The 24,292-nt window shown below is 34.6% G+C and carries 24 protein-coding genes; 14 read left to right on the top strand and 10 right to left on the bottom strand.

All coding sequences use genetic code 11. The features are described 5' to 3' along the window. Positions 1-91: 91 nt before the first annotated feature. Both queF and A4G25_RS05790 read right to left on the bottom strand, forming a co-directional pair. Positions 92-595 (bottom strand): preQ(1) synthase, encoded by a 504-nt coding sequence (gene queF, locus A4G25_RS05795; protein ID WP_047132711.1) that lies wholly within the window; start codon positions 593-595, stop codon positions 92-94. Between the two features lie 2 nt (positions 596-597). After that, the gene (locus A4G25_RS05790; protein ID WP_047132710.1) at positions 598-1,485 is read right to left on the bottom strand and encodes a DMT family transporter; all 888 of its coding nucleotides are present in this window, start codon (positions 1,483-1,485) and stop codon (positions 598-600) included. Positions 1,486-2,364: 879 nt separating this feature from the next. Between A4G25_RS05790 and nrdI the strand changes: the two genes are divergently transcribed. The 7 genes from nrdI to A4G25_RS05755 all read left to right on the top strand — a co-directional run bounded on the left by nrdI (position 2,365) and on the right by A4G25_RS05755 (position 10,031). Further along, entirely contained in the window at positions 2,365-2,757 is a 393-nt protein-coding gene (nrdI, locus tag A4G25_RS05785; protein ID WP_047132780.1) for a class Ib ribonucleoside-diphosphate reductase assembly flavoprotein NrdI, read from the top strand. Continuing rightward, positions 2,729-4,834, top strand: coding sequence for a class 1b ribonucleoside-diphosphate reductase subunit alpha (gene nrdE / locus A4G25_RS05780; RefSeq protein ID WP_047132709.1), 2,106 nt, complete (start codon positions 2,729-2,731; stop codon positions 4,832-4,834). Before nrdI ends, nrdE begins: the two co-directional genes overlap by 29 nt. 141 nt (positions 4,835-4,975) lie before the next feature. Then, positions 4,976-5,950 (top strand): class 1b ribonucleoside-diphosphate reductase subunit beta, encoded by a 975-nt coding sequence (gene nrdF, locus A4G25_RS05775; protein WP_047132708.1) that lies wholly within the window; start codon positions 4,976-4,978, stop codon positions 5,948-5,950. A gap of 301 nt (positions 5,951-6,251) precedes the next feature. Then, a complete protein-coding gene (locus tag A4G25_RS05770) occupies positions 6,252-7,208 on the top strand; it encodes an ABC transporter permease (protein WP_371093414.1) in 957 nt (318 codons plus the stop codon). Beyond that, positions 7,198-8,160, top strand: a complete 963-nt coding sequence (locus A4G25_RS05765) for an iron chelate uptake ABC transporter family permease subunit (RefSeq protein WP_047132707.1) — start codon at positions 7,198-7,200, stop codon at positions 8,158-8,160. Before A4G25_RS05770 ends, A4G25_RS05765 begins: the two co-directional genes overlap by 11 nt. After that, a complete protein-coding gene (locus tag A4G25_RS05760) occupies positions 8,157-8,915 on the top strand; it encodes an iron ABC transporter ATP-binding protein (protein ID WP_047132706.1) in 759 nt (252 codons plus the stop codon). Before A4G25_RS05765 ends, A4G25_RS05760 begins: the two co-directional genes overlap by 4 nt. Positions 8,916-9,002: 87 nt before the next feature. Next, the gene (locus A4G25_RS05755; protein WP_047132705.1) at positions 9,003-10,031 is read left to right on the top strand and encodes a ferrated catecholamine ABC transporter substrate-binding lipoprotein SstD; all 1,029 of its coding nucleotides are present in this window, start codon (positions 9,003-9,005) and stop codon (positions 10,029-10,031) included. 495 nt (positions 10,032-10,526) lie between these two features. Here A4G25_RS05755 and A4G25_RS05745 read toward each other — a convergent pair whose 3' ends face one another. From A4G25_RS05745 to A4G25_RS05735, 3 genes are all read right to left on the bottom strand, one after another. Then, positions 10,527-10,865 (bottom strand): CHY zinc finger protein, encoded by a 339-nt coding sequence (locus A4G25_RS05745; RefSeq protein ID WP_047132703.1) that lies wholly within the window; start codon positions 10,863-10,865, stop codon positions 10,527-10,529. Between the two features lie 12 nt (positions 10,866-10,877). Then, positions 10,878-11,804: a UDP-N-acetylmuramate dehydrogenase gene (gene murB / locus A4G25_RS05740; RefSeq protein ID WP_047132702.1), complete on the bottom strand. Its 927-nt coding sequence runs from the start codon at positions 11,802-11,804 to the stop codon at positions 10,878-10,880. Positions 11,805-11,883: 79 nt separating this feature from the next. Further along, positions 11,884-12,408 carry a GrpB family protein gene (locus tag A4G25_RS05735; RefSeq protein ID WP_047132701.1) on the bottom strand — a complete coding sequence of 175 codons (525 nt, stop codon included), beginning with the start codon at positions 12,406-12,408 and terminating at the stop codon, positions 11,884-11,886. A 102-nt stretch (positions 12,409-12,510) separates the two neighbouring features. Here A4G25_RS05735 and A4G25_RS05730 point away from each other — a divergent pair, with 102 nt between their 5' ends. The 3 genes from A4G25_RS05730 to A4G25_RS05720 all read left to right on the top strand — a co-directional run bounded on the left by A4G25_RS05730 (position 12,511) and on the right by A4G25_RS05720 (position 15,236). Next, on the top strand, positions 12,511-13,404 hold the full coding sequence (locus A4G25_RS05730) for an EMYY motif lipoprotein (RefSeq protein ID WP_047132700.1): 894 nt from the start codon (positions 12,511-12,513) through the stop codon (positions 13,402-13,404). A gap of 183 nt (positions 13,405-13,587) precedes the next feature. Beyond that, positions 13,588-13,866, top strand: coding sequence for a bacillithiol system redox-active protein YtxJ (gene ytxJ, locus A4G25_RS05725; RefSeq protein ID WP_232011969.1), 279 nt, complete (start codon positions 13,588-13,590; stop codon positions 13,864-13,866). Positions 13,867-14,105: 239 nt separating this feature from the next. Further along, a complete protein-coding gene (locus tag A4G25_RS05720; RefSeq protein WP_047132699.1) occupies positions 14,106-15,236 on the top strand; it encodes a glycerate kinase in 1,131 nt (376 codons plus the stop codon). Between the two features lie 64 nt (positions 15,237-15,300). On the opposite strand, the gene pepT is transcribed toward A4G25_RS05720, so the two are convergent. From pepT to gdpS, 4 genes are all read right to left on the bottom strand, one after another. Next, positions 15,301-16,533: a peptidase T gene (pepT, locus tag A4G25_RS05715; protein WP_047132698.1), complete on the bottom strand. Its 1,233-nt coding sequence runs from the start codon at positions 16,531-16,533 to the stop codon at positions 15,301-15,303. Positions 16,534-16,546: 13 nt separating this feature from the next. After that, positions 16,547-17,044 (bottom strand): threonine/serine exporter family protein, encoded by a 498-nt coding sequence (locus A4G25_RS05710; RefSeq protein ID WP_047132697.1) that lies wholly within the window; start codon positions 17,042-17,044, stop codon positions 16,547-16,549. 17 nt (positions 17,045-17,061) lie between these two features. Next, positions 17,062-17,772, bottom strand: a complete 711-nt coding sequence (locus tag A4G25_RS05705; protein WP_047132778.1) for a threonine/serine exporter family protein — start codon at positions 17,770-17,772, stop codon at positions 17,062-17,064. Positions 17,773-18,030: 258 nt separating this feature from the next. Continuing rightward, positions 18,031-19,098, bottom strand: coding sequence for a GGDEF domain-containing protein GdpS (gene gdpS / locus A4G25_RS05700; protein ID WP_047132696.1), 1,068 nt, complete (start codon positions 19,096-19,098; stop codon positions 18,031-18,033). Between the two features lie 280 nt (positions 19,099-19,378). Between gdpS and A4G25_RS05695 the strand changes: the two genes are divergently transcribed. Beyond that, the gene (locus A4G25_RS05695) at positions 19,379-20,434 is read left to right on the top strand and encodes a glycosyltransferase family 4 protein (protein WP_047132695.1); all 1,056 of its coding nucleotides are present in this window, start codon (positions 19,379-19,381) and stop codon (positions 20,432-20,434) included. 40 nt (positions 20,435-20,474) lie between these two features. On the opposite strand, the gene A4G25_RS05690 is transcribed toward A4G25_RS05695, so the two are convergent. After that, a complete protein-coding gene (locus A4G25_RS05690) occupies positions 20,475-21,116 on the bottom strand; it encodes a YigZ family protein (RefSeq protein WP_047132694.1) in 642 nt (213 codons plus the stop codon). Positions 21,117-21,255: 139 nt separating this feature from the next. Between A4G25_RS05690 and fakB1 the strand changes: the two genes are divergently transcribed. From fakB1 to A4G25_RS05675, 3 genes are all read left to right on the top strand, one after another. After that, complete coding sequence (gene fakB1 / locus A4G25_RS05685; protein WP_047132693.1) at positions 21,256-22,140, top strand: fatty acid kinase binding subunit FakB1; 885 nt, start codon at positions 21,256-21,258, stop codon at positions 22,138-22,140. A gap of 83 nt (positions 22,141-22,223) precedes the next feature. Then, on the top strand, positions 22,224-23,525 hold the full coding sequence (locus A4G25_RS05680) for a DEAD/DEAH box helicase family protein (protein ID WP_047132692.1): 1,302 nt from the start codon (positions 22,224-22,226) through the stop codon (positions 23,523-23,525). Continuing rightward, entirely contained in the window at positions 23,518-24,225 is a 708-nt protein-coding gene (locus A4G25_RS05675) for a ComFC family protein (RefSeq protein WP_047132691.1), read from the top strand. The genes A4G25_RS05680 and A4G25_RS05675 overlap by 8 nt, the downstream gene beginning before the upstream one ends. The last annotated feature ends 67 nt before the right edge of the window (positions 24,226-24,292 follow it).

The raw sequence follows: 24,292 nt of genomic DNA, 5'->3' as shown, positions 1-24,292 counted from the left end.
AAAAAAGCACCCGAAGTGCAGCGGACTTCTAAAGTTGAGTTTTTCATTTTCAACTTTAGGGTGCAGTACAAAGCGGATGCTTTAATTTAAATTATCTGTTATCAATTGTTTCTGGATATAAATCATGATTCATCATACGGTATTCAGCCATTTGTTCATACTTAGAATCTGGACGGCCATAATTTGTATATGGATCGATTGAAATACCGCCGCGTGGTGTGAATTTGCCCCAGACTTCAATATAATGAGGGTCCATTAAATCAATTAAATCATTCATGATAATATTCATACAGTCTTCGTGAAAATCACCATGGTTTCTGAAGCTGAATAAGTAAAGTTTTAATGATTTAGATTCTACCATTTTTACATTTGGTATATAGGAAATATAAATTGTTGCAAAATCAGGTTGTCCAGTAATAGGGCAAAGTGATGTGAACTCAGGACAATTGAATTTTACAAAATAATCTCTTCCTTGATGTTTGTTGTCAAATGTTTCTAAGACATCAGGTCTATAATCAAAGTTATACGTATTATTTTGATTCCCTAATAACGTAATATCTTCTAGTTCTTCTTTTTTACGTCCTTCATTAGACATTTTTAATTCTCTCCTTTATGTGTACGCGCAAGTTTAGTTTTGCTTTGTCGACGTGCTTTTTCAAACATATAATAGCTTGCACTGATAATAATAACGTATCCAAGTGTTGCATATAAATCTGGAGATTCTCCAAAAATGACAATTCCCATAATAGCAGTAAAAATAATAGATGCATACGTGAATATTGAAATATCACGAGCAGGAGCGTAACTATAAGCAAGTGTAATACCGATTTGACCAACAGCTGCTGATAAGCCTGCACCAATTAAATATACAATTTGCATGCTTGACATGGGTTCGTATGTGAATATTACAAACGGAATTAAAGCAATAATCGAAAAGAATGAAAAATAAAACACAATTGTATAAGGTGCTTCACGACTACTTAAGGCGCGTACGCATGTATAAGCAGCGGCAGCAAAAATTCCAGAGAACAAACCACCGATTGCAGGTATCATTGCTGATGAGAATTGAGGTTGTACTACAAATAACATCCCGATAATTGCTATTATCATAGCAGTAATTTGATATTTACGTACTTTCTCATGTAAAAAAACTAAACTTAATAAAATTGTCCAGAATGGATTTAATTTCATTAAAGTATCGGCATCACTCAACAACATATGATCAATAGCATAAATATTTAATAAGACACCGACTAAGCCAAGAGTAGAACGGGTAATCAACAAGGGTTGGCTGCTCAATTTACCAAACATGGGCTGTTTATATTTATATAAGAAATATAAAGGAATCAACGTCGTAACTAAGTTACGTGCTAAAGATTTCTGAAAAACAGGCAAATCTCCTGAAAGTCTGAAAAATAGCGACATAAAACTAAAACCGATTGCTGAAATGAGGATTGCAATGATGCCTTTTATTTTTGGGTCCATATTTTCGCCTCTACTTTCTCCAAAACTTAACGTATATCATCTTAGCATAATTCAAATTAACGTGGCTATAAGACCTTGCAAATCTTTCTGAGAATCGATATAATTTAATCGAACATACGTTCTGCAATTCAGGATGATTTGCGTTCTATATAATTTGTAAATATTTATAGATATTGAAAGAGTTGCATCAAGCTTAACAGGCCAGCATTTCGAAGACCCTTGATTTTTCAAGAAGTGCATAATTTTTAAAAAAATCAAGGGTAAAACTACAATTATTTATTTTAAGCACGTTTTTTAAAAAAGTTTTGTTCGTTAACGATAGATGTGACGCTTATTACATCGATTATGACAATTTAAAATAAATTTTTGCACAGTGATTCTCTTTGAAATTACAAAGTGGGTTAGGTATAATGAATCACATAATATAGTATTGAAGAACGAAAGTTAACACTATATGTTGTGGTCGAGTTGGAAATTGCTAAAATTAAAATTAACTATTTTAAAGCAATTTCACACCTCATTATTTTGAAAGTACAAAGTAATGTTTAAGAGATTAATTCATGATTAAAGAGTAATTAATGGTTGAAAGCAGTTAATACGCATTGGTATTCTTGTAATTGCGTTCAATTTAGAACAGAAGAAATTATAAGATATACAATCAAGCAAGTGTAACCCATAAATTAAGTAACCACAATATGTAGTGTTATAAGAAAGTGCATTCTAATATCGTAATAAATTGCAAACATGCAACAGGCACAAGGTCTCATTCATGAAACAACAATAGTAATCAGACAGCTTGTCATGTTTTTTATTTATGGCTTCTGCCTAATCTATGGAGATGAAGAATGGCGCGTTCTTTTTAAGAAAGCGGGTGATTCAATGAAGGTAGTTTATTTCTCATTCACAGGAAACGTAAGACGCTTTATCGCAAGATCAGGATTTGAAGACACCTTAGAAATTACAAATGATAACTGTGCGGAAGTACGCATAGATGAACCCTATATATTGGTCACTAGTACCATTGGTTTTGGAGAAGTACCAGATGTTGTGCAGACATTCTTACAGCATAACGGCACAATGATTAGAGGAGTAGTTGGAAGCGGTAATCGCAATTGGGGACAAAATTTTGCGAAGGCCAGCGATACAATATCTAAAGATTATATGGTGCCGCTTTTAATGAAATTTGAAGTACAAGGAACAAAAAAAGACGTTGAAGAGTTTAAAGATAAGGTGGGGCATTTTTATGAAGACAATGAACGAAAAGCAATATAATCATATTGAATTAAATAATGAGGTAACAAAGCGTAAAGAAGATGGCTTTTTCAGTTTAGAAAAAGACCAAGAAGCGTTAGCAGTTTATCTTGAAGAGATTAAAGATCACACTATTTATTTCGATAGTGAAATTGAACGTTTGCACTATCTTGTCGATAATGATTTCTATGTAGACGTATTTGCGCAATACAGCGAAGAAGACTTAAAAGAGTTAACAGATTTTGCACGTAGTATTCCTTTCAAATTTGCCAGTTATATGTCTGCAAGTAAATTTTTCAAAGACTATGCACTTAAAACAAATGATAAAAAGCAATATTTAGAAGATTATCCTCAACATGTGACTATCGTGTCACTATATTTAGCTGATGGGGATAAAGAACAAGCACGCCAATTTATTTCATCAATGATTGAGCAAAGATACCAACCTGCTACTCCAACATTTTTAAATGCTGGTCGTGCCCGCCGCGGTGAACTAGTGTCATGTTTCTTATTAGAAGTAGATGACAGCTTGAATTCAATCAACTTTATTGATTCAACAGCAAAACAATTAAGTAAAATCGGTGGCGGTGTAGCAATCAACTTATCTAAACTTCGTGCACGCGGTGAAGCAATTAAAGGTATCAAAGGCGTTGCTAAAGGTGTTTTACCTGTAGCTAAGTCGTTAGAAGGCGGATTCAGTTATGCCGATCAACTTGGTCAAAGACCTGGCGCTGGCGCAGTATATTTGAATATTTTCCATTATGATGTTGAAGAATTTTTAGATACTAAAAAGGTTAACGCTGATGAAGATATCCGTTTATCAACAATCTCAACAGGCTTAATTGTACCTGCTAAATTCTTTGAACTTGCTAAGAACGGCGAAGACTTTTATATGTTTGCACCACATACTGTTTATAACGAATATGGTGTGACGTTAGATGATATTGATTTAGATAAATATTATGATGATATGGTTAAAAATCCTAATATTTTAAAACATAAAAAAGATGCACGTGAAATGTTAAATACAATTGCACAAACGCAATTGCAATCAGGTTATCCTTATTTAATGTTTAAAGACAATGCAAACAAAGTACATGCTAATTCTAATATCGGTCAAATTAAAATGAGTAATTTATGTACCGAGATTTTCCAATTACAAGAAACATCAGTAATTAATGATTACGGTATTGAAGATGAAATTAAACGTGACATTTCATGTAACTTAGGTTCATTAAATATTGTAAATGTAATGGAATCAGGTAAATTCAGAGATTCAGTGCATACTGGTATGGATGCTTTAACAGTTGTAAGTGACGAAGCAAATATCCAAAATGCTCCGGGCGTGCGTAAAGCTAACAGTGAACTGCACTCTGTAGGTCTAGGTGTTATGAATTTACATGGTTATCTTGCTAAAAATCAAATTGGATATGAGTCTGAAGAAGCTAAAGATTTTGCGAATGTATTCTTTATGACAATGAACTATTATTCAATTGAACGTTCAATGCAAACTGCTAAAGAACGCGGACAAGCATACCAAGACTTTGATAAATCAGACTATGCAAGCGGAAAATATTTTGAAAAATATACGCAAGCTGACATTGTTCCTGAATATGAAAAAGTTAAAGCTTTATTTGAAGGATTAGAAATTCCAACAGCTGAAGATTGGAAAGCATTAGAAAAAGATGTTAAAGAATATGGTTTATACCATGCATACCGCTTAGCGATTGCACCAACACAAAGTATTTCTTACGTTCAAAACGCAACAAGTTCAGTAATGCCGATTGTTGATCAAATTGAACGCCGTACTTATGGTAACTCAGAAACATTTTATCCTATGCCATTCTTATCACCGCAAACAATGTGGTATTACAAATCAGCATTTAACACAGATCAAATGCGTTTAATTGATTTAGTCGCAACAATACAACAACATGTTGACCAAGGAATTTCAACAATTCTATATGTAAATTCTGAAATATCTACACGCGAATTATCACGTCTATATGTTTATGCGCACCATAAAGGTTTAAAATCTCTTTACTATACACGAAACAAATTATTGAGCGTAGATGAGTGTACAAGCTGCGCGATTTAATCACATAGATACTAGCAAATTGTATTAATAGAAAGAAAATCGGGACCTTTACACGATGACAGTATATGTGTAAGTGGTCCCGCATTTAAGTACTTAAAGTGAAACTAATAAAATTTATAGAAGAATGGAGAATGCGCTTTGATGATTGCTGTCAATTGGAACACGCAAGAAGATATGACAAATATGTTTTGGAGACAAAACATTTCCCAAATGTGGGTAGAAACAGAATTTAAAGTCTCTAAAGATATTGCAAGCTGGAAAACTTTAACACCTGAGGAACAAGATACATTTAAAAAAGCATTAGCAGGATTAACTGGATTAGATACACACCAAGCTGATGATGGTATGCCATTAATTATGCTTCATACTAAGGATTTACGTAAAAAAGCAGTTTATTCTTTTATGGCAATGATGGAACAAATTCATGCTAAAAGTTATTCTCATATTTTCACAACATTACTACCATCTAGTGAAACAAACTATTTATTAGATACATGGGTTTTAGAAGAACCGCATTTGAAGTATAAATCAGATAAGATTGTTGGCAATTATCATAAACTTTGGGCTAAAGAAGCTTCAGTTTATGATCAATATATTGCTCGTGTTTCAAGTGTGTTCTTAGAAACATTCTTATTCTATTCAGGATTCTACTATCCTTTATACTTAGCTGGACAAGGACGCATGACAACGTCTGGTGAAATTATCCGTAAAATCTTACTTGATGAATCTATTCATGGTGTGTTTACAGGTTTAGATGCACAGCACTTACGCAACGAACTTTCTGAGAATGAAAAACAACGTGCTGATCAACATATGTATAAACTATTAGAAGAGCTATACAAAAATGAAGTATCTTATACTCATAAACTTTATGACGATATCGGTTTGTCAGAAGATGTATTAAATTACGTACGATATAATGGAAACAAAGCACTTTCAAACTTAGGATTTGAACCATACTTTGAGGAGCGCGAATTCAATCCAATTATTGAAAACGCACTCGATACTTCAACAAAAAACCACGACTTCTTCTCAGTTAAAGGTGATGGCTATACTTTAGCTTTAAATGTTGAACCACTACAAGATGAAGACTTTATCTTTGATGATGAAAAATAAATGATTTAGATTAACCTAAAGAGCGTTGGATCTGACTGAAATGATTTGCAGTCGGATTCAACGCTTTTTTATAGTTAGATAATTTTTACATTTTGGAAGGTAAAGTACATGAAAGTTACATATTTAATCTTGATCTTCAAATGAAAAAATCTAAAAGTCTAAAAATCTATTGCCAAAAAATTTTTCCATGATACGATAGATATTAAGTGATAATGATTATCAGTTTCACAACAGTTGTGAGTAATCATATTCAACACAACAGTAGAAAGGATTAAAGTAAATTATGATTATCAGGCAGCTGATGCGGGGACCCGTATTATTTTTAATTTTTATTGTCTTAAGCATCTTATCTTTATTTATCGGTGTCAGCCAACTAGGATTGGCAGATATGTTCCATTTATCAGCAGAACAACGTAATATTCTATTTTCAAGTCGTATTCCTCGAACAGTCAGCATTATCATATCTGGTAGTTCTCTTGCTTTAGCAGGTTTAATTATGCAGCAGATGATGCAGAATAAATTTGTCAGCCCAACTACTGCAGGAACGATGGAGTGGGCGAAGCTCGGTATTTTAATTGCACTTGTGTTTTTCCCGCACGCACACATTCTGATAAAGCTTTTATTCGCAATGTTATTAAGTATTGCAGGAACATTTTTCTTTATGAAGTTGATACAAGTCATTCGTTTTAAAGACGTCATCTTCGTTCCGCTTCTCGGAATCATGATCGGAGGAATCATCTCCAGCCTCACAACTTTTGTCGCATTACGCACAAACGCTGTTCAAAGTATTGGCAACTGGTTAAATGGCAATTTTGCTATTATTACCAGCGGACGTTATGAAATCCTGTATCTCAGCGTACCATTACTCATTGTTACATATATGTTCGCAAATTATTTTACAATCGCTGGAATGGGCAAAGACTTCAGTCATAATTTAGGTGTCAATTATGAACGAATTATGATGTTCGGTCTTACAATCACAGCAACAATGACGGCTTTAGTCGTTGTAACAGTAGGAGCACTCCCCTTCTTAGGCTTAATCGTTCCAAACATTGTTTCAATCTATCGCGGCGATCATTTGAAGCACGCGCTGCCGCATACAGTGTTGCTTGGTGCAATCTTCGTACTTTTTTCAGATATACTCGGAAGATTGATTGTCTATCCTTATGAAATTAATATCGGACTCACACTCGGTGTGTTCGGCACATTTATATTCCTAGTGATGTTGTTGAAAGGAAGCCGCAACTATGAAAGCTAATCATCTGACAACGAAATTACTCATACTTATCGCAATTACAATCATCACAGGCGTACTTTATCTATTTCTTGGAATAGATTGGGACATTTTAGCATATCAACTGCAAAGTCGTGTGCGTAAATTAATTTTGATGATATTAGTAGGCGCGGCAATTGGTACATCTGTGGTTATATTCCAAGCGATAACAGTCAATAGATTGTTGACACCTTCTATGATGGGCCTAGATGCCGTCTATATGTTTATCAAAGTATTGCTTATTTTTGTCTTTGGTGTGCAATCGCTTGCAGTGACAAACTTATACTTGAATTTTACTTTAACGCTCGTCGCGATGATATTATTCGCTTTATTACTTTTCCAAGTTATATTTAAATACGGCAATTTTTCAGTGTACTTTATACTTTTAATCGGAGTAATTCTCGGAACCTTTTTCCGAAGTATTACTGGATTTTTAGAATTAGTCATTAATCCTGAAGAGTTTTTAGCAGTCCAAAGTTCGATGTTTGCGAACTTCAACGCTTCAAATGAAAAATTAGTAGCCGTATGCGGAATTGGACTCTTAGTACTCATTATTATAACTATCAGAATTTTACCGTACCTTGATGTTCTATTATTAGGAAAAGCACAAGCGATAAACTTAGGAGTTAATTATACAAGAGTAACGCGCTTATTAATGATTATGGTCGCACTCCTTACAGCCATTGCGACAGCACTTGTAGGGCCCATCACGTTCTTAGGATTATTAACTATCAATGTTGCACACGAAATTGTGAAAACATATGAACATAAGTTTTTATTGCCGGCTACAATTTTATTAAGTTGGATTAGTTTGTTCTCAGCTGAATGGATAGTAGAACATCTCTTTGAAGCAACAACAGAAGTTAGTATTTTGATTAACCTAGTCGGTGGCACGTACTTTATTTATCTATTAATTAGTAGGAGGAATGCGCAATGATCAGTGTTGAAAATTTGAACAAATCTATTCAAGACAAACCTATCTTGCAATCGATTGATGTGACGATTCAAAAAGGACGTCTTACTTCTTTAATTGGACCGAATGGCGCAGGTAAAAGTACTTTACTTTCTGCAATCAGCCGCTTAATTGATGTAGATTCTGGAGACATCAAACTTGAAGATGCATCGCTTGAGCAGTTTAAAAGTAATGAGATTGCAAAAAAACTCTCAGTCTTGAAACAAACCAACCATACAGAATTGAATATTACTGTAGAACAGCTTGTTGCATTCGGACGTTTTCCTTATTCCAAAGGACGTTTAACTAAATTAGATAAACATAAAATTAACGAAGCGTTAGATTTGCTTCAATTACAAGAAATCAAAAATCGAAACTTAAAAACGCTCTCTGGTGGTCAACGACAACGTGCATATATAGCGATGACAATTGCACAAGATACAGAATATATTTTGCTTGATGAGCCTTTGAACAACTTAGATATGAAGTATTCTGTGCAAATTATGAAAACGCTGCGTCAGTTGACACGTGAAGTCGGCAAAACGATTATTATCGTTCTTCATGACATTAACTTTGCGTCTTGTTATTCAGACGATGTCATTGCGATGAAAGATGGACAATTGATTAAAGCGGCACCTAGAGATGAAGTGATACAACCAGAAACATTGAAATGTTTGTATGACATGGACGTACAAATAGAATCTGTAAAAGGGCAGAGAATCTGTCTTTATTACGATTAAACCGACAACTTTGAGAGGGGTGATGCCGATTTTATCGCGGCTATATAAGATGGGAACCACACATATTCTAGGAGGAAAAGGGAAAAAATGAAGAAACTAGGCTTATTTTTATTAATTAGTATTATGTTTTTATTTGCAGCATGCAGCAATGACAGCTCATCAAAGGATGAATCTAAAAAAGGCGAGTCAGAACAAAAAACAGTTAAAGTTGAAAACAATTATGAGTTAAGTGGTAAAGATCCAAAAGGCAGTGATGCTAAGCAAGTGAAAGACACAGTAGAAGTGCCAGTAAATCCTAAAAATGCGATTGTCTTAGATTATGGTGCATTAGATACATTAAAAGCATTAGGAGTAGCTGACAAAGTTAAAGGTATGCCTAAAGGTGAAAATAACAGCTCTTTACCTGACTTCTTAAAAGAATTTAAAGATGATAAATATATCAACACAGGTTCTTTAAAAGAAGTGAATTTCGATAAAGTAGCACAAGCTAAACCAGAAGTAATTTTTATTTCTGGCAGAACAGCTAATCAAAAAAATATCGATGAATTCAAAAAAGCAGCACCGAAAGCTAAAGTAGTATATGTAGGTGCAGATGATAAAGATTATGTGAAATCAATGAAACAAAATACTGAAAACTTAGGTAAAATCTACGATAAAGAAGATAAAGCCAAAGATTTGAATAAAGACTTAGATGATAAAATTGCGGATATGAAAGACAAAACGAAAAAGTTTGACAAAAAAGTTATGTACTTACTTGTTAACGAAGGTGAGTTATCAACATATGGTCCTAAAGAACGTTTCGGTAGTCTTGTATACAACACTTTAGGATTCAAACCAGCTGATAATAATATTAAAGCAGGTTCACATGGTCAAAACGTTACAAATGAATATATTAACGAGAAAAATCCTGATGTTATTTTAGCGATGGACCGTGGTCAAGCAATTGGAGAAAAATCGACTGCGAAACAAACATTAGGAAATGCTGTTATTAAAAATGTTAAAGCGATCAAAGATGATAAAGTTTATGAGCTTGATCCAAAATTATGGTATTTCGCATCAGGTTCAACTACAACAACAATGAAACAAATTGATGAATTGAAAAAAGTTGTAGAATAACTATAAGTTGAAAGAGATTTCGATGGGGGCTTAAATCTCTGTAAAAAAACACCAATTGCCTGAATGAATTAAAGGGAATTGGTGTTTTTCTTTATGAGAAGATATTTATTGAGAATATGTATTCTTTGAGCCATCCTATTGTTTATTAATGCCTGGAATTAAAAAACTATAACCAATAAAATAAAAATGAAAATTACGATATCTATCAGTATTGCTTTTTTGTTTTTGATAAGGATGTTGAAAATAAGATAGAGAAATATTGCGACTAACAAAAATAATTGCGGTAAAACTAATTTAGTTGTGAATCGGTGTGAAATGTCACTAAAAATCTGGACGATTATCGCGATGACTCCTAAAATTAAAAATAAATCACCTAAGTATTTGAGAGTTTTGAGACCTTTGTGTGAATTTTCTTTCCGTTCCAATTCAAGTCCTCCTTTTAAAACAAATTTAAAAGCTGAAACAACGTTTAAGTCATTTCAGCTTTATGAGATTTTATAAAGTGAAGTAATGATGATAATGCGCTTCGCATCTCGGATTAAACGCTGCGCTGCAATTCGGACATTGATCAGTATGTACATACTCATGAATAGTCATTTCATATTTGCAGACACCACACATCACAGCTAATGTATCTTGTTCGTCTTTAGACCAAGGTATTGGTTCATGGTCTTCGCATTCATTGTGACAATGGATGCATGCGTAATACTTATCGCAGCATTTAAAGCGCATCGCTACTACATCAACTGGTGTATGATAGTGGCTGCATCGTGTTTCATCGTCTAAATCGATACCATGTACAATAGGTGTACCGTTATGATCATATTCAGTCATTTATGAAAATCCTTAACGATGTCCTTCTGGATGATCGCCGATAATACGTACTTCTGGATGTAATTCTACGTTAAATTTTTCTTTAACAACATTTTGCACGTGATGTATTAAATCTTCATAATCAGTGGCAGTACCGTTGTCTACATTTACCATGAATCCGGCATGTTTTTTCGATACTTCCACACCGCCGATACGATGACCTTGAAGCTCAGAATCTTGGATTAATTTACCAGCAAAGTGTCCTGGCGGTCTTTGGAAAACACTGCCGCAAGAAGGGTATTCCAGCGGTTGCTTTGTTTCGCGACGATTTGTTAAGTCGTCCATCACAGATTGGATTTCTTCTTGATTGCCAGGTGTTAAATTAAAAGATGCTTCAAGCACAACTAAATGTTGTTTTTGAACAATACTGCTACGGTAACCAAGTTCTAACTCGTCTCGTGTTAATGTGACGATTTCTCCGCGTTCATTGACACAAACTGCATGCTCGATACAATCACGGACCTCACCGCCATAAGCACCTGCATTCATAAATACAGCACCGCCTATTGACCCAGGTATGCCACATGCAAATTCTAAACCAGTTAAGGCATGATCACGGGCTTTACGAGAGACATCGATAATCGCTGCACCGCTTCCCGCAATAATCACATTATCTTCAACTTTAATGTAATCCATAGATAATAAACTTAAGACGATACCGCGAATACCGCCTTCACGGATAATAATGTTCGAGCCATTGCCTAGATACGTGACTGGAATGTTATTCATTCTTGCCAAGTGGTTGATTGCTTGAACTTGTTCATTTGTAGTTGGACTCAAATAGAAGTCTGCATTACCACCAGTTTGTGTATACGTATATCGTTTTAATGGTTCATCTACTTTAATAATTTCTTCTGGCAGAACTTTTTTTAGTTCCTTTAGGATGTCATCTTTATGCAATGAAAGAACTCCCTTTCAATTATTTTCATTTACTTATTATAGCAATGATTACGCCAATATGCGAAAAACAAAATAACGATTAATCATACATTTGTTTTGATAATTTTTTAAATAAAATTTCTTTTTGTGTTTCATAATCACGAATGGAAGACGCTTTAGCATGCAGAATTTCTTTTTCTGTTTTGAACTGTTGTGTAAGCTGTTTTTCTTCTTTTAATGTTCGCTGCATTTGAAGATATTGATTGTACATATCAGATTCGATTTGCAGAATATGCAAGCGTACTTCTTGCTTTAAATCAATCATATTATTAAACTTGACCATCATTACTTTTTTCTTATATTGGTGATGAATCCGGTAAAAACCGGCATAATTTAAGCGTTTCTCATCTAATGCTGTAATGTCGTGCAAGTTATTGACACCTACCAAAATATCTAAAATCGGTTCAGTAGGATATTTGAAGTGGGCTGTCCCGCCAATGTGATGCACTGCTTTTACAGGTGTATCTAATAATCCCAACAATAAATCATGATAGTCTTCAAAAAGATTATGATACACTACTAATAAGTTCGCATCACTAATGAGGGGTTGTGTCTGTGTGTACATATTTAACCGTCCTTTGTAAAAGTCTTATAGGTATTATAATATGGAAACGGGCATACTCAAACATTAAAAAATAAATTAAAAAACAGACAGGAGTGAACGAGCATGAAACCATGGCTTCTGGCGTTTTTGCTGGTTTGTGCAATATTTTCATTAGTTGCATGCGGCAATAGAACTCAGTCTGATTTAAATCAATTCGAACAGTCAATGTCTGAAGTAGATAAAAAACAAGACCATGTTAAAAAGACAATGGATGATATACATTTGAATCGTTTGAACGAGCTGAGCAAGTCAGATTTAACAGATAGAAATAAAGAAGATTTTGAGCAGATGAGCAAGGATATGGATAAGAAATTAATGCCAGCCTTTAAATCATATAAAGAAGCCGCACATTCACTTCCAGCTGACACGAAAGCTGTGAAGCAATTAAGAACAGAATATTTAAAAGAAGTAGATCAGCAAGAAAAAGCTTTGAAAAAAGATAGAGATTATATCAGACTTTGTAATCAATCTGTTAAAACGAATGAAGATATTTTGAATTACACGCGTTTATTTGAAAAACGAAGAGCACAATTAGAAATTAAAGTAGCAGACGCAAAGAAAGCGGGCGAAAATAAAAGTGCAGATGCATTGGTAGGCAAATTGAAAGATAATAATAAAAAATTACAAGAAGTAGCTAAAAAATATCTGGATGCCGAAGATCCTAAGCAAACTAAAGTGGTCATCAAAGATAAAATAGAACCTTTGATTTCAAAACAGATAGAAGATTTAAATCAATCTACGGTGACTGATAATGAAACGACAAAAGCACGTCAAAGTGCGATAGAAATGTATTATAGTTTGCAGAATTACTATGAAACAAGACAGCAAACGATTGATATCAGTACAAAATTAGAGCAATATGATATGAATAAATTGCCTCTAACAGGGAAAGATTTAAGTGAGTATCATAAAAATTACAATAAAGCATTGAAGCGATTGAAAGAGGATGTAAATTAGAATTATTAAGAAAATGGATTAAAAATATTAGTATTTCGGTTAACATTGAAATATAAAGTGTGTATAATTAGACACATTGAAATGTGAAAAAATAAAGGGACTATCACTTAATTGTGATAAATATTTTTAGAGGTGAATAGAATGGCTACAAAGCTGACTTCGATTGACTAGTTCGAACAGGTAATCAATGACAACAAAGATGTATTTATTTTGAAACACAGTAACACTTGCCCGATTTCTGCGAATGCATATGATCAATTCAACAAATTTTTATATGAACGCGATATCGCTGGCTATTATTTAGTGGTACAAGAACAAAGAGATCTTTCAAATTATATTGAGGAAGAAACAGGGGTTAAACATGAATCACCGCAAGCTTTTTATTTTGTAGATGGCAAAGTGAAATGGCATGCGAGTCATGATGATATTAATGTTTCTTCATTAGCTCAAGCTGAAGAATAATTGAAAGTCCAATGTCTTAACAAATAACAAAAGCATAAATATGAAATCGCAACTCCAAGCAATGAATGGATGCAGGTCTGAAGTTTAAAGAACAGTATCGATCGTATCCGCTATTGCTTGGAGTTTATTTTTTAGCAGTGTCAGTCGGGCGTTACAGTAGGTTTTTTTAAATAAGGTCTGTATAATATTATAGTGAATCGTATGAAAAAACATTGGGAAACTTTATTTGAGGTGACAAGATGAGAGTATTAGTTGCGATGGATGAATTTAATGGTATCGTTTCAAGTTATGAAGCTAACCGCTATGTAGAAGAAGCGGTTGCAAGTCAAATTGAAGATGCAGACATTGTTCAGGTACCGCTATTTAATGGTCGCCATGAATTAATGGATTCTGTGTTCTTGTGGCAATCAGGTACGAAGTATCGTGAAATGGTACATAACGCAGATATGAATCAAGTAGAAGCCGTATATGGCAAAACCGAAAATGGTATGACAGTAATTGAAGCTGACTTGTTTTTACAAGGTGAAAAACCAATCGGCAAGCGTTCAAGTTATGGATTAGGCGAATTAATTTCTAGAGCATTAGACAATGACGCAGAACATTTAGTGATTTCTTTAGGTAATATTGCAAGTTTTGATGGTGGTGCCGGCATGCTTCAAGCTCTTGGCGCAAGATATTATGATGATGAAGGTCAACCGATTGATACGAGAAAAGGTGCTGAAGTCCTTAAATATATCCGCCATGTCGACTTATCAAACTTACATCCGCGTTTGGCGCAAGTACGTATTCAACTGGTGTCAGATTTTGCGAGTAAGATGTATGGCAAACAAAGTGAAATTATGCAAGTTTATCCGTTATTAGATATTACACGTGAAGAAGCGGCAACTATTGATAATCTAGTATGGTATTTCAGTGAAATTTTGAAAAACGAAGCACATATAGTCACAAGCACAGTAGAACGCGGCGGTGCTGGAGGCGGTGTAGCAGCTATATTTGCAGCACTTTATGATGCGGAAATTTTAACGAGTCATAATCTTGTAGACCAAATTACACATTTGGAAGATTTGATTGAACAAGCTGATTTGGTGATGTTTGGTGAAGGGATAAATGAAGCAGATCATTTACTTGAAACGACAACATTGCGTATTGCAGAATTAGCAACGAAATATCAAAAACCTTGTATTGCGATTAATGCGACAAATGATAAATTTGACCGTTATGAAGCTTTAGGTGTGACAGGTATGTTTAATTTATTTATGGAGATGCCTGAACATTATACAAGTTTCAAAGCAGGTATCCAAATTCGATTTTATGCAGTCCAAGCGCTTAAATTATTAAAAGCACAATTTGATGTGAATAAGAAATCATAATTACCTGAGTATAGCAAAGGGCGGAAACACTGAACTATGTGTTTCCGCCCTTTATTATATCGAATTAGTTATCAGTCGGTTGAGCAATCTCTTCAGCTATTCCTAAAATAACTTCTACTGCGCGTTCCATTACATCGATAGAAGCATATTCGAATGGACCATGGAAATTATCGCAACCTGTAAAGATGTTTGGTGTTGGTAAGCCCATGAATGATAATTGAGAACCATCTGTACCACCACGAATAGGCTCAGTATTTGGTTCGATGCCTAATTTTTTGAAGACACGTTTTGGTACTTCAATCACTTCAGGGACTTCGTTAATTTTTTCTGCCATATTATGATATTGGTCATACATATCGACTTCAACAGGATTATTATTATAATCTGTATTGATTTGATCGCGAATTTCTAATAAGCATGCTTTGCGTGCTTCAAAACGTTCGCGGTCATGATCACGAATAATATATTTTAATTGTGCTTTTTCCGTAGTACCATTAAAGTTCATGAGATGGAAGAAGCCTTCATAACCTTCTGTTTTTTCGGGCACTTCATCTTCAGGAAGTATACTGTCAAAACGTTCTCCTAATTTAATGGCATTTACCATTACATCTTTAGCAGAACCCGGATGTACATTGACACCATGACAAGTGATAGTCGCTTCAGCAGCATTGAAACTTTCAAATTGCAATTCGCCATATTGGCTGCCGTCCATTGTATAAGCAAAATCAGCATCAAAACGTTCAACATCAAATTTGTGAGGGCCGCGGCCGATTTCTTCATCAGGTGTGAATGCAACACGAATACGACCATGCTTCACTTCAGGATGCTCTACTAAGTATGTTAATGCTGTCATAATTTCAGCAACACCAGCTTTATCATCAGCACCAAGTAATGATGTACCATCTGTAATCATTAATGTATGTCCCTCTACTGATTTCATAGCAGGGAAGACATCTTGATTTAATTCACGATCAGTGTTCCCTAGTTGAATCGGTTTGCCATCGTAATTTTCAATGATTTGCGGTTTTACATTTGAAGCATTGAAATCGTGTGAAGTATCAACATGTGCTAAGAAACCGACTGTCGGCACTTCATTAGCAATGTTGCTTTCTAATGTTGCAAATAAATAACCGTTATCATCTATGTCAGTTTGCAACCCTAATTCTTCCAGTTCTTGTTTAAGTAGATTCAATAAATCCCACTGTTTCTCTGTAGAAGGTGTAGATTCTGAATCTGGGTCAGATTGTGTATCAATCTCGGCATAACGTTTAAGTCTGTCGATTAATTCTTCTTTCACTTTTATGCACCCCTTAACTTCTATTGTTCATATTGAATTGCTTTTGATATGACTTGCCTTTCATTTTACCATAATTCGCTTTAATACGATTATGTATATGATAAACAATCTCCGCACATAAAATACCAAAAGCGATGGCGCCTGAAATCAATGTTACCTCCAAAAAGGTATTTACAGCATGTGTATATTGATTCGTAACTAAGAATCGTGTTGCTTCGTATGCTGCTCCTCCTGGTACAAGCGGAATAATACCAGGAACGATAAAGATAATTACAGGTTGGAAATAACGTTTGCTCATTGTATGACTCATAACGGCTAAAATAAAGCTTCCAAGAAATGATGCTGCAACTTTACCAGTATTCATGTCCATCGCAATGACATAAATAATCCACCCCATTGCTCCTACGAAACCGCATGCAGGCAGCAATTTACGCGGCGCATTAAAAAGTATTGAGAACAGCAATGTTGAACAAAAACTGATCAAAAATTGAAAGATATATTGTGAAATCATTTTTTAAACACGCCTTTCTAAAAGAAGAGTAAGATAATTGCTACACCTGCGCCGATTGCAAATGCAGTTAAAGCAGCTTCCATACCGCGCGACATTCCAGCAAGTAGTTCGCCAGCCAACAAGTCTCTGATGGCATTTGTAATCAAAATACCTGGAACCAGCGGCATGACACCAGCGATGGTAATAATATCTTGGTTTACAGATAATCCGAGTTTATGGGTAATAGCAGCAACACCGATAACTACAATAGCACTAATAAACTCAGAGAAAAATTTAATTTGTATAAAACGCTGCACATAATCAAAAGTCAGATAAGCGCCAGCACCAGCCATAATAGCGTAAATGAAATCTTGTGCTACTCCACCGAACATAAATAAGAAGAAACCACATGCAATAGATACTGCAATGAACTTCGTTAAATACGAGTATTGCAAAGAAGCATGTTCTAAATGGATTAATTCAGATTTTGCTTCATCAATAGACAGTTGTTTCTTAGCAATTTTACGAGAAATATTATTTGCGAGTGCAATTTTTTCTAAATCGGTTGTGCGGTCACGAACGCGAATTAACCGCGTGTTTGTACGATCATTCAAAGAAAAGATAATAGCAGTATTCGAGACAAAACTATTTGTATTATCTAAACCATAACTATACGCAATGCGAGACATTGTATCTTCTACACGGTAAGTTTCTGCACCGCTTTCCAATAATATTTTTCCTGCAGTCATCACTACATCTATAACTTTATTTTCATCAATTATCGTAATTGCTTCTTCAGGCACCTTGCAGTTCTCCTTCTTGTTTGTATAGTTGATACTAAAAGTTTACAAGGAACACTTTAAAGTTGCAATAGAACTGGGTAGTTTGAAATACAATTGAAAAAGAAAGTATTATCAATAAGTCAACAAAAAACTCGGGGAGTTAAAAAGAAGCGAAATTAAAAAGACTCAATTCTATAAGAATTGAGCCTTTTCATAATTTCAATTTTAAGATTTAACAATCGGATTAAACATAACTTGGTTACGACCTTCATTTTTGGCCATATGCAACATGTCGTCTGCATCTTTAAATACTTTACGTTGTGATTTATAATCATCTGCTGTGAGATAACCGATACCGATTGATACTGATAATTTGATGACTTCTTTATCTGGCAAGTGGAAAGTAGATTGTTCAACACCTGCACGTATACTTTCAGCTAACTTTACACTCTGGTCTAGAGAATAACCAAGTACTACTACTGAAAATTCTTCTCCGCCATTTCGGAATATACGAACGTTTGGAGGGACATAATTGATTAAGAGCTGTGAAATTTGTTTGAGTACAGCATCTCCAGAACGGTGTGTAAAAGCGTCGTTGACATCTTTAAAACCGTCAATATCAATTAAAAGCAATCCTAAACTTGTTGATTTTTCATCCGCTTCATCTGTCATTTTATTCAAATAACGGTCGAACTCTTTTACATTTCCTAAACCTGTCAGATAATCATAACGATCTTCGCTTTCATACCGTTGAACTAAAGTAAAGAAACGCCAAATATCTACAAAAGTAATAGAAGATGCAATTGTGACTACAAATGATATTGGAATTAAATAGATGATTTCTTGCAAAGTATAAAATTTAGTAATAATGGAGATAATACTTAAGATAATTAAACTGATTGCATTTAATATTTGCAAAGAAACAATATCATTTTGCTTAATAAACGGTCCGATAACACTGACTGCAAGTGCAATAATCAATAAAGCAATATTATATGCTAATGGATCGCCATATACAAAAACATCGACGATAAAGATAATCGCTGCAGATACCATTGTGAAAAATACATTAGTATAGCGACCTAGAAAGAGCAGCGGCACGAATGTTAAAAATAATAAATAATCATGGACTGGAATTGGATAGGCAGCAAGTAAAAGTGCTACCACAGTCATTAGAATAGTGACATAGGTTTGTGAAAATTTCATTTGTTTCGTTTCTGAATATTGCAACCTATGAAAGAGATAGATTCCTGCAACGGTAACAGAAATATTATAAATGATAGCTTCAATCATATTCATCTGCTCCTTTGTTTTACCACTTAGTTATTGTAAGTGAAAATATACATTTTGTCATCTAAAACCTAGTAATATACTATTGGTTTAGAATACATTTCACTCTGTTTCGTGTTAGAATAAGTTATTAGATTATTTAACAATTTGTTAAATGAAAGGAGGTCCCCTTGTCAAAGGACCTGCAACCACCGATTAAAATCCTTATTTATAATATTTTAATGTCTTAAAATTAATATACTTTATAAAGGGTTGTTGAAATGATTTTGACAATGGAAGATAGATGATAACACTTTTACTTGTAGTATTTTCAATGATTGTCAGTTTAATACTCACACCTATTGTCATTAAGATATCCGTAGAGTTAGATATCATGGACAAACCTAACTTCAGAAAAGTACATACTAAACCTGTTTCTGTATTAGGGGGCACGGTTATTCTCTTTTCATTTATGCTGGGCATTTGGATTGGGCATCCAATTGAGCGAGAAGTAATCCCGCTGATTCTTGGTACTATCATCATGTATTTAGTCGGATTGATAGATGATGTATACAATTTGAAGCCGATACTCAAACTGTTAGGGCAGTGTATTGCTGCTTTGGTTGTTGTTTATTATGGTGTTACTATTGACTTTATCCAATTACCGTTCGGTACGATTCATTTTGGAATTTTAAGTGTGCCTATTACTGTTTTTTGGATTATCGCTATTACAAATGCGATTAATTTGATTGATGGCTTAGATGGTTTAGCAGCAGGCGTTTCAACGATTGCATTTATGACCATCGGATTTATTGCCATCTTGCAAGCCGATATTTTCATTATTATGATTTGCAGTGTCATGATCGGCTCGCTTATCGGATTCTTATTCTATAATTTCCACCCTGCAAAAATATTCTTGGGCGATAGCGGTTCGTTGCAACTCGGTTTTATTATTAGCTTTTTATCACTTTTAGGTTTTAAAAATATTACGTTCTTTTCTTTATTTTTCCCGATTGTGATACTTGCGGTGCCGTTTATCGATACACTTTTCGCGATGATTCGCCGTGCTAAAAAAGGTCAAAAAATTATGCAGGCAGATAAATCTCATTTACATCACAAACTATTGAAGCTTGGTTATACACATCGACAAACTGTAGTACTTATTTATTCAATTGCTATTTTATTCAGTATTTCCAGTGTCATCTTGTATTTATCTCAACCTTGGGGTGTAATCATGATGCTGATACTCATTCTGATTACAATTGAATTGATTGTTGAGTTTACAGGATTGATTGATGATAATTACCGTCCTTTCTTGAGATTATTAGAAAAAAGACATCAAAATCATGAAGAAGAATAAAAATTGCTGGAATTCTCGCTAATGAGAACTCCAGCAATTTTTATTTTGTTTCGATATCAAAAGGTAGGCGTGTGGCTTCGCCTTTTTCTAATTTATATTTTCCAGCAGTAATACGATTTAAGAAATTAATAAAGTCATCAAAATCATCTTCAAGTACATCAATCTTATAACTTACTTTGTCGGTATACACTGTATCACGCAAAATAAAGTCAGTAGATTGCAATTCATATTCAAGTTTGCCGGTTAAATCATAGCTGATTGTAACGGTAGTGGGAAAAGCATTGCGTAATTCGACACGGCCGCCTTCTTTAATAGCATCTCTGACTGCACCGCTGTAAGCTCTGATCAGGCCGCCTGTGCCTAATTTAATACCGCCGAAATAACGTGTAACCACCGCAGCAGTATCGTGCGTTTCTAACTTTTTAAGAATTTCAAGCATCGGGACGCCTGCGGTACCGCTCGGTTCTCCATCATCATTGGCTTTTTGAATAAGCATATTATCGCCGATTGTATAGGCAGAACAATTATGTGTGGCTTCACGATGCTCTTTTTTAACTTCATCAATAAAAGCTTTTGCTTCTTCTTCTGTTTTGACAGGTTTGATATGTGCAATAAAACGTGATTTGTTGATTGTATTTTCGATAATATATTCTTGCTTAATTGTAATAATATTATTTTCCATAATATGACATCCTTTTATAAGTTCAACTCTTGTTTCTCATTATACATGTCTGCAAGAAGTTTTCTAAACAGTAAAATCAATTTTCTTTTTTTATGAAATAGGGTATCATTAAAAGCGAGTATATTTTAGGAGGATTCTTATGAAGATTGCTGTGATGACAGACTCCACAACATCATTGCCTCAGCGTTTATTAGACAAATATAATATTTCAGTCGTTTCGCTTAGCGTAACATTTGCAAACGGAGATAACTATATAGAAGGTAAAGAGCTGAATGCTTCTGAACTTTATCGTCGTATGAAAAGTGAAAAAACATTGCCTACGACAAGTCAACCGGCAATTGGTAATGTAATAGAAGAATATGAACGTCTGCGTGATGCAGGTTACACAGATGTCATTGGTTTGTTTTTATCTGATGGCATCAGTGGTACTTATCAAGCTGCAACCCAAGCAGGTGAAATGGTAGAAGGCATCAATGTTCATACGTTTGATTCTAAATTGTCAGGTATGATCTTAGGCGGTTATGTTATTTACGCTGCAGAACGTGTTGAGGCAGGTTTAACTGCTGATGAAGTCATGAATGAATTATTAGAGATGCGCGAATACACGGGTGCTTTAGTAGTGGTAGATGATTTGAAAAATCTGCAAAAAAGCGGTCGTATTACAGGTGCGCAAGCTTTTATTGGCTCATTGTTGAAGATGAAGCCGGTTTTAGAATTTGTGGATGGAAAGATTTTACCTTTAGATAAAGTACGTACTAAAAAACGTGCCATTAAAACAATAGAGCAAGGTGTTTTAGACAGAGTGAAAGATTATGAGAATGTCACTTTATTTGTGGTAAATGGTGATGCTAAAGAAGATGGTTTGAGATTATATAACCATTTAAAAGAAAATTACCCAAACTACGTAATCAATTATTCAGAATTTACACCTGTTATCGCAACACACTTAGGTGTTGGAAGCGTAGCATTAGGATTTACAAATAAACATATTGCAACATTAGCAAATTCACCAGAAGAAAAATAATTTTTCATCATAGGGCAGATGGAAATACTTGGGATACAAGTGTTTCGGTCTGCTTTTTTACATCCAGAAATCACATAAAAGGAATGATTGAAATTAAGTATTATGGCCGATTAATACGTAATAAAGAAGATTTAACAGATGAAGAAATTCAAACGACTCAAAAAGGCGTGATAAAAAATGAAAAAGGAAGGTGGCAGTGCATTCAATGCGAAAGTGCAGTAAGCGAAGATTACTATACTTATTATTCTGAACCGCTTCAAAAAGAAATCACTTATTGCAGACAGTGCTTGCAATTAGGACGTATGGATTCTCATTCGGATGTTTACATCACTAAAACAAAGCATGTCTCAAGCCAAGCTGCATATCAACTGGATTTCGAACTCTCTGCCCAACAAACATACGCATCTGAAAACATTATACGTGCTATTAAAGCTAAAGAGAACTTGCTTTTATATGCCGTCACAGGAGCAGGCAAGACTGAGATGATGTTTGCAGGCATACAATATGCTAGACAACAAGGATATAACGTAGCTATTGTCTCGCCAAGGGTAGATGTCGTGGTTGAAATCAGTATACGGATTGCTGAAGCTTTTGCTTCTGAAGATATCGATGTACTCTATCAAGGACAATCTCAAAAATATAATGGACATTTTGTAGTTGCAACCATTCATCAGCTCTATCGATTCAAACAACATTTCGATGTCATTTTTATAGATGAAGTAGATGCTTTTCCGCTTTCAATGGATCCATTACTCCAGCACACATTAGAATGTGCTTCTAGTACTACCTCAAGCCACATATATATGACAGCTACACCTTCACAAAAACTACGTTCACAATTCAAAACTGAAAATATTATTACCCTCCCTGCACGTTATCACCGTCAACCGCTTCCTGTTCCGCAATACAAATATTTAAAGTTCAAGCCTTCTAAGCTGCAGGTCAGTTTACTTCAAATATTGAAAAAACAAATCAGCAATAACCGTTATACCCTTGTGTTTTTTAATCATATTGAAGCCATGAAACAAGCTTTTGAAGTTTATCGTAAGCATATTCCAGATTTGATTTATGTCCATAGCGAAGATGCATTGCGTTTTGATAAAGTCACAGCGCTAAGAGAAGGGTGTCATCCTGTTGTTTTCACGACAACCATTTTAGAGCGGGGATTCACGATGTCGCATTTAGATGTCATTGTGCTGAACAGCCAAGATTTTAAGACTGCTGCTTTAGTACAAATTGCTGGGAGAACGGGCAGGAAGATACAAGATACTAAAGGTCTTGTGTTATATCTGCATAATGGTGTTTCGCTCAGTATGATGCGTGCGAAATATCAAATTCAACAAATGAACCGTATTGGTATTGAAAAGGGGTGGCTAGATGCCTAGGTGCTTGCAGTGCAGACAGAAGTTTGCGGATCCTTTGACGGCTGTCAATTTTTATCGGGAACCTGAGATATTATGTGAAAAATGTCGAGAAGGGTGGGAACAATGTCTTATATTTAATAAAAAGAAACTTAAAAATATGGATGAAGAAAGCTATTGCAAAAAATGTCTTAAACCACTAACAACTCATGAGACAAAATGCGGAGATTGCATGAAATTAGCACAGCACTTCACATTAATCAATCAACTTTATTGCGAGTATTACAATAAAGGTATTATAAAGGATGTTTTTCACCAATATCGAAACGGAGGAGATGTTGCGTTATGTGAAGTAATTGCAGCGCAAATTCATTTCCCGAAAAAGCGGCATGATTATATTGTTCCAATTCCTATGTCAGCAAAAGATGATGTAAAAAGTACATTTAATCCAGTCATACAAGTATTAAAAACAAAGAAAATCCCTTTTGTTGATTTGTTTGGTACAACCGGCCAGTCTGAAAGTAATATAAAACACCAAACTGCATATCATAAAAAGAGAAATCTATTTTATTTAACGTCGGAAGCTCAAGCTTTAAACCTTGAAAATAAGACAATATTACTCGTGAATGATATTTATACAACAGGTGTGTCAGAACATCAAGCAGCTGAAAAGTTATTTATCAGAAAAATAGGAAAAGTCGATGTATTTACTTTTGTTAGGTAGTGTAAACATGTTATTATAATAGTGAGCATTACCAATAACAACACATATAGAGGTTAAAGGAGTCGAT

Origin of the sequence: Staphylococcus condimenti, assembly GCF_001618885.1 — a bacterium.
Classification (GTDB): Bacteria; Bacillota; Bacilli; order Staphylococcales; family Staphylococcaceae; genus Staphylococcus; species Staphylococcus condimenti.
This window is presented reverse-complemented; position numbering and strand designations above follow the sequence as displayed.